The 14,282-nt window shown below is 53.5% G+C and carries 12 protein-coding genes and 1 pseudogene; 9 read left to right on the top strand and 4 right to left on the bottom strand.

Translation table 11 applies throughout. From position 1 onward, the window contains the following. Positions 1 to 82 precede the first annotated feature (82 nt). Positions 83 to 480, bottom strand: a pseudogene (locus tag QA648_RS27700) (IS3 family transposase); the annotation flags it as partial. Between the two features lie 232 nt (positions 481 to 712). Here QA648_RS27700 and QA648_RS27705 point away from each other — a divergent pair. The 8 genes from QA648_RS27705 to QA648_RS37065 all read left to right on the top strand — a co-directional run bounded on the left by QA648_RS27705 (position 713) and on the right by QA648_RS37065 (position 8,343). Further along, positions 713 to 1,072, top strand: a complete 360-nt coding sequence (locus tag QA648_RS27705; protein WP_283051988.1) for a helix-turn-helix transcriptional regulator — start codon at positions 713 to 715, stop codon at positions 1,070 to 1,072. A gap of 357 nt (positions 1,073 to 1,429) precedes the next feature. Continuing rightward, on the top strand, positions 1,430 to 2,380 hold the full coding sequence (gene sbnA, locus QA648_RS27710; protein ID WP_283051990.1) for a 2,3-diaminopropionate biosynthesis protein SbnA: 951 nt from the start codon (positions 1,430 to 1,432) through the stop codon (positions 2,378 to 2,380). Positions 2,381 to 2,394: 14 nt separating this feature from the next. Continuing rightward, positions 2,395 to 3,429: a 2,3-diaminopropionate biosynthesis protein SbnB gene (gene sbnB, locus QA648_RS27715; protein ID WP_283051991.1), complete on the top strand. Its 1,035-nt coding sequence runs from the start codon at positions 2,395 to 2,397 to the stop codon at positions 3,427 to 3,429. Next, the gene (locus tag QA648_RS27720) at positions 3,423 to 5,225 is read left to right on the top strand and encodes an FAD/NAD(P)-binding protein (protein WP_283051992.1); all 1,803 of its coding nucleotides are present in this window, start codon (positions 3,423 to 3,425) and stop codon (positions 5,223 to 5,225) included. The genes sbnB and QA648_RS27720 overlap by 7 nt, the downstream gene beginning before the upstream one ends. 22 nt (positions 5,226 to 5,247) lie before the next feature. Next, positions 5,248 to 6,150 (top strand): hypothetical protein, encoded by a 903-nt coding sequence (locus tag QA648_RS27725; RefSeq protein WP_283051994.1) that lies wholly within the window; start codon positions 5,248 to 5,250, stop codon positions 6,148 to 6,150. A gap of 115 nt (positions 6,151 to 6,265) precedes the next feature. Then, the gene (locus tag QA648_RS27730; protein WP_283051995.1) at positions 6,266 to 6,598 is read left to right on the top strand and encodes a DUF3574 domain-containing protein; all 333 of its coding nucleotides are present in this window, start codon (positions 6,266 to 6,268) and stop codon (positions 6,596 to 6,598) included. 206 nt (positions 6,599 to 6,804) lie between these two features. Further along, positions 6,805 to 7,728: a DMT family transporter gene (locus tag QA648_RS27735; RefSeq protein WP_283054287.1), complete on the top strand. Its 924-nt coding sequence runs from the start codon at positions 6,805 to 6,807 to the stop codon at positions 7,726 to 7,728. 303 nt (positions 7,729 to 8,031) lie between these two features. Further along, entirely contained in the window at positions 8,032 to 8,343 is a 312-nt protein-coding gene (locus QA648_RS37065; RefSeq protein WP_349254327.1) for a hypothetical protein, read from the top strand. Between the two features lie 796 nt (positions 8,344 to 9,139). Here QA648_RS37065 and QA648_RS27740 read toward each other — a convergent pair. Beyond that, the gene (locus QA648_RS27740) at positions 9,140 to 10,534 is read right to left on the bottom strand and encodes an XRE family transcriptional regulator (RefSeq protein ID WP_283051997.1); all 1,395 of its coding nucleotides are present in this window, start codon (positions 10,532 to 10,534) and stop codon (positions 9,140 to 9,142) included. A 5-nt stretch (positions 10,535 to 10,539) separates the two neighbouring features. Further along, complete coding sequence (locus tag QA648_RS27745; RefSeq protein ID WP_283051998.1) at positions 10,540 to 11,079, bottom strand: hypothetical protein; 540 nt, start codon at positions 11,077 to 11,079, stop codon at positions 10,540 to 10,542. Positions 11,080 to 11,788: 709 nt separating this feature from the next. Here QA648_RS27745 and QA648_RS27750 point away from each other — a divergent pair. Beyond that, complete coding sequence (locus tag QA648_RS27750; RefSeq protein ID WP_283052000.1) at positions 11,789 to 12,106, top strand: CopG family transcriptional regulator; 318 nt, start codon at positions 11,789 to 11,791, stop codon at positions 12,104 to 12,106. Between the two features lie 304 nt (positions 12,107 to 12,410). On the opposite strand, the gene QA648_RS27755 is transcribed toward QA648_RS27750, so the two are convergent. Continuing rightward, on the bottom strand, positions 12,411 to 14,216 hold the full coding sequence (locus tag QA648_RS27755; RefSeq protein WP_283052002.1) for a hypothetical protein: 1,806 nt from the start codon (positions 14,214 to 14,216) through the stop codon (positions 12,411 to 12,413). Positions 14,217 to 14,282: the final 66 nt, after the last annotated feature.

The following is a 14,282-nucleotide window of genomic DNA, read 5'->3' on the forward strand; positions in this document are numbered from 1 at the left end:
TACCGAAATAGCGGCGGCAAACCCAAACAGGGCCAGCACACAACTTAAGTTTAGCATCCAATTAGGCCACGAATGCCCCGTCCTTCCGGGCATTCCGGCGCAGGATGGCATGGACACGCTGATAGCCGTACGTGGGCATGTGGGCGATAATGGCCTTGATGACCTTCACCAGCTCGCGATCCGGTAGTGGTGGGCGTCCTCTGGAAGGTAGCCTGCGGCACGCGCGGCGATATTCGAGCGGGCGACACCCAAAGTTTCGTAGACGGTCTTCATCCCCCCCCTCGGAAGAGAGAGCGAGCGCAATGGATTTTTTTGGGCCACCGGCGATTTCGAGCGCTTCCTTGAGGATTTCGCTCTCCATCGCCTTCTTGCCCAACAGGCTTGGAACGTCTCGTGGATGATCGCCAGCTTCTCTGCCGTGCTTCAGCGCCGTCAACGTTCCGGCCCGGAGAGGACCATCTTAAAATTGCTGCTAGTCATATTACCAACATTACTCCTACCCACTTAACTAAGTGGGGGAGCATGTCCGGGCCTTTCGGGGGCTAATTCACAAATGCGTCTCTAGGCGTCTCCTGTAGATGTTGTTCCCCACATCAGGCCTACGAGCTCAACTATTACAGGAAGTTTTATGCACGCGTAAGCACCATCGTCTTGATTTACACAAGCTAAGGGAGATTTTCGCGGTCACCCCAATCAACATGGAGTTGACCGCATGACGCACGACCCGAAAAGAGGCCGGCGAATTAAACAAGCTATGACGAAGCGAAACTTCCAGAAAACTCATGCTCTCGCAGCGAAATTGGACGTGTCAGTGGCTGCAATATCCAGGTGGCAAAACGGCGGACAAATTTCACTTCAAAGTGCTTGCTCTTTGGCTGAGTGCTTGGATGTTTCACTTGACTGGTTGCTGCTTGGGCGTGGCGACATGAATTGGCACAAGGAGAATAAAATCACTAGCCATGAGCTGCAGCAAGTTATGAGTATTCGGCTTCACCCGCCAAATATAAAGAAAATCGTCGTCGACCTCATTTACGCTCTCTCAGAACAACAAAAAAAGCAAAGACACGCATGACGATACTATCGTTCACATAATAACAAATATCAGAAATACTCAAATCTTCTTGCAAAAAGACGAAAAATTATTCTGCGCCATTTGCTTAAATGACAAAATCGCCGAATTTTCCACAAAAGCAGCGATTACGCTGCGCTCAAATTCTCAAAATATTTGCGCGTAGCGTAACTGATATTTGTTGCTTCTTTTAGCAAAAAATATGAAATCTCCAGCGACAAAATACCCGCTATATTCAATCACCATGCGGCATTCATAGTAATTTAAAGTATATACGGAGGCTTCAAATGAGAAATTTCTCTACGTTACCTAAGTTGTTGGTGTAAGCTTCGACTTCTTGTGTCATTAGGGGTACGGAAATTGTTTCAACAACTTATCAGGGAAGATGCATATCTGGAAGTAACAGACGTCTTCGCTTCACGTCTGTTACTTAAGATAGAAGGTCTCAATCCAGCCGGGTCCATCAAGCTCAAAACTGCGCTTTCGCTTATTTCGGATCTTGAGCGTCGCAACTTGATTTCGGCCAATAGCCGATTGATCGAATCGTCTTCGGGTAATCTCGGCGCGGCCCTCGCAATGGTATGCGCAGAACGAAGATACCGATTTGTTTGTGTCGTCGATCCGAATATCTCCATTCAGAACAGAAAACTTATTTCGGCGCTCGGCGCCGAAATAATTACCGTTGATCAAAGAGACGAGAATGGCGGCTACTTGTCTTCCCGGATACGTCTGATCGAACAGCTTGTTGCGGAGAATTCGGATTATATTTGGTTAAATCAGTACAAGAATCCCGCCAATTCCTCCGCTCATTACGAGACGACGGCAAAGGCAATCGCCGAAAAGTTTCCTCATATCGACTACTTGTTTATTGGCGCCGGTACGACCGGGACGCTGATGGGGTGCAGTGCCTTTTTTTCTCAGCATCGCCCGGAGACAAAGATCATTGCGGTAGACAGTGTCGGATCAGTCACCTTTGGGGGAGCCGGCGGATCCCGTCATATTCCCGGACTCGGAACGAGCCGAAAGCCGGAACTCTTCAATCCTGAAGGTATCCACGCCTTCCTGTCGATACCAGAGGCGCAAGCCGTCAGGATGTGCCGCTGGCTGGCACAAAGCTATGGGGTTCTTCTTGGCGGCTCCACTGGCACAGTCGTTGCCGGAGTATCGGCTTACGCAGACAAGATTCGTTCCGACGATGTCGTCGTCGCGATATCGCCGGACATGGGAGAGAGGTATCTCGACACGATCTATTCCGATGACTGGGTCCTGGAACGCTTCGGCAATACCGCGCTCCAAACAACTCCCCTCTAGGCAACCGGATAGACATGATGAACGTTCAAACAGCCATACCCTTGTTCCATGTCGTTCCCGGCATGGTGGCTAAAAATCTACTGGCCGATCTGCGTGGGCAAACGATTGATATTGTCGAAAACACCTATCTGACTCACCTCAGGGGGGAGACGATCAATCCGGATAGCTATTTCCTGCAATTTCCGCACGAACCCGCGAACCGGATCATCGCGTTACCAGCCGCTATAGCTTCACGGAAAGGTGGCCAGGATGCGGTTGGCATAAAGTGGATTGCCAGCTATCCGGATAACATCAAATCCGGCATTCCTCGCGCGTCCGCCGTACTTATCCTCAATGACCCTAAGACCGGTTATCCATTAGCCGTATTGGAGGGCGCGTTGATAAGCGCGGTGCGTACGGCTGCCTCGGCTGTTTTGGGCGCCAGATGGCTCAATGGGCAACGCAGGGAGGTATCCCGGCTATCCTTCGTAGGGGGCGGGGTTATTGCTCGCAACATCCTGGAGACATTTGCAGCCGATGGCTGGCAGCCATCCGGAGTTGATGTGCATGACCTTAACCCGGCTTCGGCAGAAGCCATGGCCGCGTTCGCATGCCAGAACGGTTTCCAAGATGTTCGGGTGGTCCCGCTTCGAGAAGCTGTCGCCGCGGACATGGTGGTCTTTGCCACAAATGCGAGCACGCCATATGTCACCGGCAATGGCGTGTTTAGACCCGGACAGATCGTCCTGAACATCTCGCTTCGGGATCTTAGCCCGGAGACTATCGCCGCAAGCTACAACTTCTTCGACGATTTCGAGCATTGCTTGAAGGCAAACACCTCGCCGCATCTTGCGGAAAAGAAGTACCAAAACCGCGACTTCATCACAGGGAACCTGGCGTCACTGATCCGGGGAGAAATAAGCTTGTCTCACGACAAACCGTTGATTTACTCACCATTTGGAATGGGGATCCTCGATCTTGCTTTGGGCAAGCTGCTCCTTTCCATGGCCATTGAAACAGGTCAGGCCATTGCAATACCCACGTTTTTCGGGGAGACACACAGATGGTGACCTCAAGCCTGCGCATTGGGATTGTCGGCTGCGGCCCCCGAGGACTTTCCATTTTTGAACGCATTCTGAGTATCGCTGAGCTCAGGCGCAATCAGCCCATTATCATCGACATTTTTGATCCGCGCCTTCCAGGAACGGGTGTACATGCTCCAGATCAGCCGGATTATCTCCTGCTGAACACGGTCGCCGGCCAGCTCGGAGTTTTTCCCGACAAAGCCGCCCTAGGCGATCTGCCGGATGCATGCGAAAGAACAGGTCCGAGTTTTCTGGCCTGGTGTCAGGCAAAGAACTTATCAGTCTCAACTGAGACAAGCCAACCTACAACGGGTGATCGGTCCGTTGCCGCTGAAGACTTTCTTCCGCGCAGACTCCTCGGCTCTTATCTGGCAGAGGCGTTCCAAGAAATCGCTTCCGCTGCCCCGCCACATGTAGCCGTCAACGTGCACCGCGAGGAGGTAACGGAACTTGAAACAGAGGGATCGAACCTCTTTGTGCTGAAAACCGGCGCAGGGACTTGCGTGGCTGTGGAACGGCTGGTTCTGACTGTCGGGCACACCGGACGGCTTGCAGCGGAAAAAAGCGGGCGTGTGGAGAAGATCTATCCCTTGCCGAATAGTCTGGACGTTGTAGGGGCAGGCGACGCAGTACTTATCGATGCGCTCGGCCTCGGGGCGATGGATGTCCTAGCGGCGATGACAGTCGGTAGAGGCGGTTCGTTCGAGCAACATGTGGAAGGAGCTCGCTACCGGCCTTCGGGCCATGAACCAGCTATTTACCTTCAATCCCGCAACGGCCTTCCGTTTCGGGCGCGTCCCGACGGACTTATGCGTTTCCGCCGTCATCAGGCGGTTGTCCTCACGAGATCGCGGCTTGCCGATTTGCGATGCCGGGTAAATGGCGGGCGGCTGGATTTCGACCTGGATATTCTTCCGCTCATGAAGCTTGAAATGCGAGCTGCAGCAGTCTCGGTTCTGTACGGCGATTCGGATGGTACGAAGAGGTTGGATCTACTCCACCAACTACGGGCCGCGGGGTCCAACCTGAAAACCGGAGTGGAAGACTTTGAGAGCTTGCTCAGGGTGTTTGAAGAAAGATGCGGCTTTATTGAACTCCGAACGCTTCTTCGCAAAGTGCTGCCTGACCAAGTGACAGAGCAAAACTATCATGGCTGGATCTGCCATGAAATTCGAACAGACCTTTGCGAAGCCGCCTTGGGTTTGGAATCCCCTGTCAAGGCCGCCGCGGAAGTGTGGCGTGATCTGCGTGACGAGCTGCGTGACGCAGTGGATTTTGAGGGCCTGAACGAAGTGTCCCATCGGCAGTTCTATAGCGAGTGGCACAATATCATCAATAGGCTCGTCGCCGGACCTCAAAAAGAGCGCCATGAAGAACTTCTTGCACTATGCGAGGCAGGGGTTCTGACGTTCGTACATCCAGCGGACAAACCGTCCGCCGCAGCGAAATGCTGGCGAGTTTCCGGGTATGTCCAAAGCGCGGGTTTGATTGATACCGACAGTAAGCTACTGCAAAAACTCAAGGATCTTGGACTTATTCGTCCGAAAACAAATCTTCGAGGTGCCGACGGGGTCGACCTGGACCCGAGTTTCCGTCCCCTGTCGCGTGCCGGTCTGCGAACAGAAGGCATATGGGTGCTTGGTCCTCTCGCTGAAGGCTCTTGCTACTACAATCACTACGTCTCATCGGCAGGAGCACCCTCGCGTCTGTTTATGGACGCACACAAGGTGGCTCATTCGATCCTTGAGATTCCCCAGGAAACCACCGGCCCTCAAGCTTAACTCTTTTGCGAACGGCAATCTCATGCGCGGAACCAATATTCTTGTCTTATCGCCAGATCCAGCAGATCAAATGTACAATGGACGTTGGAGAGATATTTTAGAGCAGTTGACGACCAGCTTGCAGCACTTCGGCATAGAGGTATCGCATGCTGCCTGGACACGCGACCTTCGCATGGTGCCACATCGACCGCAGTTGGTTTTGCCTCTACTCGCCTGGGGCTATCAGAGAGCACACGAACAATGGTTGGATACCTGCAAGGATTGGCAAAGGCATCAGATTCCGGTTCACAATCCACCAGATGTATTGCAGTGGAACTCAGACAAAAGCTATTTGAAAACTCTCGCCGAAAAAGGTGCGCCGGTTGTTCCTTCACTTTATTTCGACGAAATATCAACTTCTAGGCTGAGAGAGTCACTTTCGTATTTCGACGTCGACCGGGTTGTTCTCAAGCCCACCGTATCGGCGACGGCCTATAAGACCTCTATTTGGGAGGCAGGGCAGTTGATCAGCGATCCACCGGAAGGCTCCTGCATCGTCCAACCATATCTCCGCTCTATCGAAACGGAGGGGGAGATCTCCCTGATTTTCATCAGCGGCCAGTATAGTCACGGCTTGCGAAAGACGCCGGTGGCCGGTGATTTTCGTGTTCAGCCAGAGTTCGGAGGGCGCCTAACACACCACGAGCCCGACCAAAGCGCAATCAGTACTGCAACAAAAATTCTCGAAACGATCGGGACATCGTTGCTGTACGCGAGAATAGACCTGGTCCTTAACCAAAACAACGAATGGGCGCTTCTGGAGGCCGAATTGATTGAGCCCGACTTGTTTTTAGGACTCGATCATAAGAACGGGCACATGCTTGGCGAAGCGATACTCAACCGTATTAACGGACAGGATATCGAACAGGAAAAGCAGATGACCTAGAAAACAACGGAACTCTCAAAAAGCTAATCTGGATCACGAACATTCGTTCTCCGTAAAACGGATCCTGAAAACTGACAACCTCTCTCATAAAAATCCAAATATAGTGGAGCCAAGTATGAAGAATTCCAAGGAAATGCTCAACGTTACCCTCTATTTCGGCCTGGACCGGCGCGAGGCTCCTCCGGTGAGCGAAGATCAGTGGCAAAGATTCATCAAAGAAAAGGTCACACCTTTCTTTCCCAAGGGCCTTACAGTTACCAGCGGACGCGGTCAGTATCTCGCAGCCTCGGGTACTCTCTACGACGAGGATTCCAAGGTCCTACACGTCGTCTACGAGCGCGAACCGGACAGCGACGAAAAGATCGAAGAGCTCAGGAGCTGGTTCTGCAAGGAATACGATCAAGAATCGGTGATGCGCGTCGACAATTTGGCTCCCGCTTCGTGGTAACAACTACTCATTGATTATTTATTTTTGTTGCGCCAGATGCGATCAATTGGCGCAGCATCAACGCAGGCTGGCGCGTGCTTTCGGAGGCGAATATGACAAGCGCAAAGCGGTAAGCCGACATTATTTCTGGTTCAAAACTTGGAATGCCCGCTTGCAGCGAGGCACGGCCACACAAGGCTGCTGACAAGTGGATTTATTTGTGGTTGATGTTTTTTCGTTTTCTCGTAAAACACGAAACGTTCATTTTCTCGAGGTGCATGGTGCGTTCGGATACTTCAGTTCGGCCTGTTTTGATAGCAGCCGTCGGTGTTGCTTTTTTTTCCGTACTCGACGCTATGATGAAGGTGATCGCAAGCACCTATCCGCTGGCGCAATCGACGGGGATGCGCTATTGCGCAGTCGCGATCACTGCCACTGCGTTCTATGTCTTTGCAAGTCGTGAATGGCCAACTCGTGAAGCAATTCTCCGGAGTGTTCCGAGATCAATCGCAAACCTGATCGCGGGTGCGTGTTTCTTTTTAGCAGTGTCCCGTCTCCCCTTGGTCGATGCAATTACACTGACTTTTCTTTCCCCCCTTTTCTTGGCGTTATGGGGATGGGTTTTCCTGAAGGAGCCTTTGACTAAAGGGACTCTGCTAGCAATGTTGGTCGGGTTGGCTGGCGTCTTCTTAATTGTGCGCGGCCAAAGCGCAGGCGTGGAGCACAAGTTTGATCCGCTTGGCTTTGGGGCGGCGATCGCGACAGCGGCATTATACGCGCTTTCCATGGTCATTACCCGAGGGCACAGCAGCAAGGATTCCTTGCCTACTCTGGTGCTGCTACCCAGTGTCATCGGCGCCGTTCTGGCGGCACCCTCAATGGTAATGGCTTGGCAGCCGGTATCGATCTGGCACTACAAGCTCATTGCCTGCGTCGGCGTATTTGGAACGGCGGGATTCATCTGTTTAGCGTGGGCATATTCGAACTCGCGCGTAAGTAGACTAGGTCTGCTGGACTATACAGGGCTGATATGGGCTTTGGTTCTTGGTTATATTTTTTTCTCTGAAGTGCCCTCGGAGTGGACCCTTGCGGGCGCCTTCTTAATCGTTGGGGCGTGCATGCCAGCATTCGCGAAAGCGGCCAGCCATTGACCTGAGACTGCGCTCACGAGCGCGCTCGAGTACATACCATCTTGCTGAACCTTCCAGTCGGGACCGCTTACGATCCGGCTGAGGAACTCTATTGCCAGACTTTGCCGAAATGTGCCCCGTTACGGTCGTAGGCGTTTCTCCAACACGACAGAGTGTCTCTCGTTCCAATTGTTGGTCAAGTTAAAGGTATTAGAACACATGAAGAAAGGTCTTCCTATCCGCTGGCATGGGCCGATTGCGTTGTTTCCGGTCGAGGCTCTTCATCCAACCGAGGAACATTGCGATGATAGGGTCCGAGAAGTCATGGAATCAATTTCTACCTCTGGAGATTGGACACGGCTGATCGCAGTCGAAAAACATTTTCGAATTGTCATGGACGGTCACCATAGACTGGAAGCAGCAAAGCGCCTCGGTTTTGATTTTGTTCCGTGTGCCGCACTAACGTATTCAGAGGTGAATGTTGAGAGCCGACGGCCGAACCTATTGGTTTCGGTTGAGGAGCTTATCCGGCGCGGCTTAGACAGGGACTTGTATCCAATAAAGTCGACGAGACATATATTTCCTGAAACCTGTGCTTTGGACTGCCGAATTCCCATTAAATTGCTAAACGCGTAAAATACTTTGCTGTATTGGCCGCAAGGTGCGATCTCTTACAACCTGAGAAGTTCTCGTCATCCTCTCTAATCAATTCCCACAGAAACAGCTCGGTGATAACCCGATGCATCCCATTGGGGTATGCATCGACGGCGCCAGCATGGGCCGCGGATACGAGGTCGCCTGCCGCCTCATTTGCGATCCAAGTGCTGGCATCGTCTAGCCTCCGTTCAAAGACCCCAACCAAGTCCGGTACATCGCTCGCCCCCACTCGAGCCTACCAGCTCCCTTTAAGGCAGAACGTGGCATCGGGACATTTCGGCTTTGAAATTCCCAATTTTAGACAGGCGTGGCGGAGACGCGCGTAAAGTCGAAACTGCGGTCGTAGATCGGCAGTCCACGGAGCACCACCATCCTTTTTATGCCGGCAGCTTAGATTCGAACACGGGCAAGAGCTGCGGTGAGCAGAAGCAGAATCAGTGAAACGACTCCTAGACCACCAAACATGTCCAATTCATAGAGCCCAGCATTGGCGACTTCAGTTACCCTCCACGACAATCTGTCGCCAAGCGGTGGGGCAGGTTTCAGCAAATGGCAGATTGTAATCGACGAAGGAGCGAACAAACGTGTTCTCTGGCAATCACAGAATTCGTCCGCAGACACGTCCGACCTATGAGGCCCTCGATGGCGTTCAGAACACGCTTCTGCCGCAGCCTGTCTTCATCAGTGCCAAGTGCATCCTCGGCTTCACGAAGAGGTCGCGGCGCGAGGTCACTCCCGAATGCATGCCAGCTGCTACGCTTTCCGGGCCGGATTGTCAGTCCTGGAGGGCGAGGATGCCCTCGCTGCCGGCCTTGTATCTGTCAACGCTGGTTCCAAGCCATCCAGCCGCGGTGTCCTCACTAATGTGGCCGGCGCGTTGCGCCTTCACGACGAGGGACGCAAATCTCCCTCTCTTTCTTAGAGGAGTGTCGGCGATCGAAAAGTAGTCCAACGTAAGGTTCTCGCCAGGAGTCCAGTCCGTGGTTTCCTTGATATAGCGCAGATCGTACGTCGAGATCTTCAAACCGGTAATGTTCTCAAGGTGGTTCGACGCGGCGGTTTTGCTGATCCCATATGTATTCACTATGGCATCAACGGATCGAGTCGCGTCCCCGAACTTATCTGCTATCTCCCTGACCGCAGAGGGCGGCGCTAGGAAGGCGACAGCGAAGCCGTTCGCCCGACGTTCGACCGGGTCTGTGACAGACTGTGGATTGCCACCAAGCGTGTCATACGTATCTACACGTAGCCTGTTGAGGTGTTCGTCCGGATCACCAACTAAATGGCCTATTTCATGTGCGAGCGTCATGCGACGGACCGTCGCTTTCTCATTCTGGCCCTCTTCGTTGACGACAATGCCGCGCACTTCGCCGTTTGCAATCGTTGCGCCAGCAAATCGTGTACTCAGCTTGTCCTGAACCAACGGAATGCCGAGTTCTCTTTCGATGAGATCTCGGACGCTGGCGATAGGCTCATTGGACGACAGACCCAGAACATGGCGCGTTTTGCTGGCGAGTTCATAGCCACGCTCCGCCGTGCGAAATCGATAATCGGACGTCCGTAACAACCCCTTGGAGACGATTGGATGTACGTCAATCTTGAGCATCGCCGCGAGTTCATTATGGCGGGCAATTATCCATCCCGCTTCAGCCAGTTTCAGAACTGATGAGGGATCGAAACGAACCGTATCTCTGTCGGCCTTCAATTCGCGTAGGCGAACACCAAGGTCTGGGTCCCCAGCGTTCCGAACGTACCCAACTATGCGTTCATCTAGTGCCAGACAAACCGACAGACGTTCGATCTCGCGTATCTTGGAGGACTTACCACCGGTCTCGATGTTCTTGATAACCTCCGGATCAAGGCCGCTAGCCTTTGCGACGTCCTTGATTTCGAGTCCAAGCTCGATACGTCGGCGCTTTAACGTGTTCGCTGGCTCGTTCTTCGATATGACGAGTGGGGCGTATCCTTCGTAAGCAACTGCGCGCAGCGTGTCGAGACCATAAGCACGAAACGCCTCGAGTGCAGACAGCCTTCTGCCCTTGGCTTCCGGAGTCGCTAATGCGATCTGAACCTGGCTCCGGACATATACGTTCGAGCTGTTCGCCGCAAAATCCTCCGGAGAGGTCCCATGAGCTTCCTTGCCAAAAATATCGTTCATCTCAACAGACATATAAACTAACCCACCCATACGGGGTCTAACGTAAAGAACGGAACCGGTCTACCGACCTCTTCGTCGAAACCCTGCGTCCAGACATTATAGCCCGAATCTCTGAACGATTTTGCCGCTGCGACCATTTCAGCTTCGCTCGTAGGTCCGTACCTGCCAGAACAACCGTTCACCACTATGGTGGCGTCGTCGACAAATAGCAATTCACCCGCGCAGTATGCAGGAGCTCCACCTGTCAAATTGGTGTGTTTTATAACTCCGGTCTCCAACGTCTTTCCAAAGTCGCAGAACTCGTGGGCGTGAACGACGTCCGTTTCGCGGATTGCCCAGAGCCGCTTGTCTGACTCCATGGCTTTGACTATCATCGGCAGCACGGGTTGCGCCGCAGGAGCTGCAACGGTACCAGCTGTCCAAAGTTCCAGGCCATCGATATAAGTCATCTGAATGACCTCGCCCTCGTTCTTGACGAGGCCAGCACGCGGCGGTTTGGGAGGATGGAACTCTTGGCGAAAAGAAGTGAACGAGTCGCTTGTATTGGCGTAAGTCATGCAAACTACCGAAGATTGTGAAGGCTTCATTAATCGAACTCCACCGACCTGTCCACATGGATTGACGATCGAATCCTTGGTTTTCGAAAGGCATCGAACGTTCAAACTTCGAAGTTGTGTGGAGCTTGAAAGAATTGTCAGCCCGGCGCAGTTTTCGCTGTGTCGGTTGCGTCGTCTGCAGTCGGAAATGCAAACAAGCGTAGTTGGCAGAACGCATCGATTTTGCGCTGGAATTCTTTTGCAGACAAATTGTCAGTTATTTCAATTCGCATAGTTATTGTTCGATCCCGCAGTGCGGGGCGACCGAGCTATGCGATGCAGACTAAGTTTAGCTTCGCGTCCTCGTTGCCGAGCGGGAACCGATTGGGCGCAGCTTGTAGTCGGCATTCAAATATTTTTATCAGCCGACAAAACTTGCTTTCACCGGCAGCCAACGTAAGTGACCAACAGCGGCTAGAACGCGACCTCACGGCTTGAGGAGGCTGATGGGTTCCGGGTTGCACGGCTGCCTTCCTCCGATCGTTGCCGACGGTATGGGCCGAAGTCCTCGTCGGATTGCTCCTACCGCACGGGATCGTATTTAACAGGGGTCCCTTACCGACGGCCGGAAAATTACCTTCTAAGGTAACGCACCGACAGAAACATCACCTCGACTCATATGTTCCCATTCCGTTCACGGCGCGCTAGCAGAATGGAGAGGAAAATTCAGATGACGACACGCGATCACGCCTCCGTGCTAGAAGATGCCGCCAATCGCATTGGCGATATCTCACGTGCGGACCTCCAGATCCTCCTTCGCCGATCAGCGATCATGCTGCGCAATACCGGATCAATCACCCTGGATCCGGCGATAGACGACGCGGATAACAGCATAGCTGACGAACTCGGCAAAACCCGCAACGACATGATCCGCTACATCATCCAGGAATGGCTTGACACAAACGCATATCTTCCAGTCCGAATGCTCGACGAGGACGCGAGGCCGAAGGAAGCGCATGAGCGCCGATGCTCAGGCCCCATGAAGTGACAAAGCTCATGAGGCACTGTGCTTCACTCGATAGTGGTCACAGCTCCGACGCTGCACCGTCCGCGAGTTTTTCCAACGAATATGCGGCGGATTTCTAATTACCGCTACCTCAAGTAACCTTTAACCAACCGTCTGCTGACAGTTGAGAATCCAGCCGTACGAGCAACCGAAAGGAAGGAGCGTATGCTACCGGCTGGGCCGGATTTTTCAGCATCTTTTAAGGACATCCTCGGCATATCAACAATTTCTCGTCACTTCTACGTCGTCAAATACGTTCCCCAGCCCTCGGAGGTAGCTGCGATGACTACAAGCTAATACACTGTTCATAACGCCACGACCACGACTGGGTGTTGGCTCGGCCGTCGATTGTCTGATCGACAACTGCATACGGCTTGAGGGTCAACAGTATTGATTTGCTTCCCTCGTCCAGCTCTAACGGTTGTGTAACGCCGGTTTCATCGCGCCACATTGCGACGGTAAAGGAGGGCTCGCTATAGATCTTCGCCTTGTTGGTTCGATCCATCAATCCCATCGACGTCACGGTCAGGACGGAGGTGCCGGGATCATCCGCTAGCGTTGCGGCGTAGCGCGCGGGCCAGCGGTTCGCGGTCTGCGGGCCATCCATCAGAAGTGCGAAAAGGAGGTTGGGGCCGATCGCTCTCAGGATATCATGACACGGGTCACTGCGCGCGAGGTCCTCACAGATCATCGAGGTAAGGACGGATGTCTTTCTGAAATGAAAGAAGTGGATTTCGCGCTGCGCGATGGTGTGTCGCTCCCACCACGAACTGCCATCCTTCGAGCTCGGGAGAATGTTATCGAGATCATAGGTCTTGATCTGAGAGGGGGAGAGCTTCCATCGGTGATGCTTGCGCCTGCTCGTCAGCAAGAAGCGGTCATCGACCGGAGCGTTGATGCTCTTGTCCACGGGCCACATCGCGGTCAGAACGAAATTTCCCGTCTCGCCTTCGCAGTTGCTGCTGCTACCACTGATCGCGAACTCGAGACCTGGCTCCTCCCTCTTAAGGTACGTGCAGATCTTGTTGAACAGCGGTTCGGTAAGAGCATATTCGGGGAAAACAACGCCGTTCAGTGCGCCGGCAGTCCTTCTTGTTTTGAGAGCGGCCATTGCCTTCCTGAATTCGCCGAGGATAAGATCGATGAGACCTTTCTCATCCTCGAGCCAGCCCTGCTTGATCTCGAAGTTGCCCCACTTAGGACGCTTCGTTGGCTCTGGCTTGGAACTGCTGTCCTGAACGATCCATTTGTCCTTCATTTCGAAGGGCAGCGGGACGATCAGGACATCGAGATCATCAGCCTCCTCGCCGACTTTCTGAGCGATCGGCTGCTGCCAATGGCAACGGACACTCCCCACGTGAGGGATGTAGGCCGCGTTGCGAGTGAGGTTTCGCAAATTGCATCCCACGGACGAAATGCGGCTTTTCGGCTGGACGCACCCGACGTCCGGGTCCGAAAAGACGCCGAACGTAGCCCTCTGTCTCCCGGCTCGATATGCCGTTGAACCGGGTAGCGTCTTGCCGGAGAACGGCGCCGCGTTGAAGATCTCGAACTGATCGATCATCCAGCGGTCGGGATGCTCGGCGGAGGCACGCGCGCCCAGGCCCACGCATGCCTCGTCAGCAATTAAGATCAGCTTGACCGCCGCGGCCCACCAGGCAGGCGCTGTACTGCCCCGTCTCGTGTTGAGCGACGCCCGCAAGGTCTGCTTGTGGGCCTTGACCAGGACCTTCCAGAGCGTGGTAGCAAGCCCCGGCACGGACTTTTTGACCGCCCAAATTGCCCCGGCTGCCAAGCACTCGTCACGCTCCTCCTTGCTGATGGAAAAGCAAGGCGGATAGGCTCCCGTCTTGTCGGAATGATCTGGGTCCGGTTCGAAATAGGTCAGCAACCCAGAGGTATAGATCAGATGCGCCGTTACAGCGAAGAGATCAGTGGGCCAAACCGGTGGTGCGCCCCAATGTTCGCGGAACGTCAGATCGGAAGTTTGGCCCGGTACGGCGCCTTCACCCAGATCGAAGAAAGGGTAGGTCCCTTCGGGCAACATGTGTTGGATTGCCAGACCGACTTTCAGTTCACGAATTTCAGGCATGCAGCAACAGTCCTTGAAAACAATTTAGTGGACGCCTAACTGACTATCGATAAAGTTGCAACGGCG

It is taken from the genome of Rhizobium sp. CB3171, assembly GCF_029714265.1.
In the GTDB taxonomy this organism is placed as follows: domain Bacteria; phylum Pseudomonadota; class Alphaproteobacteria; order Rhizobiales; family Rhizobiaceae; genus Rhizobium.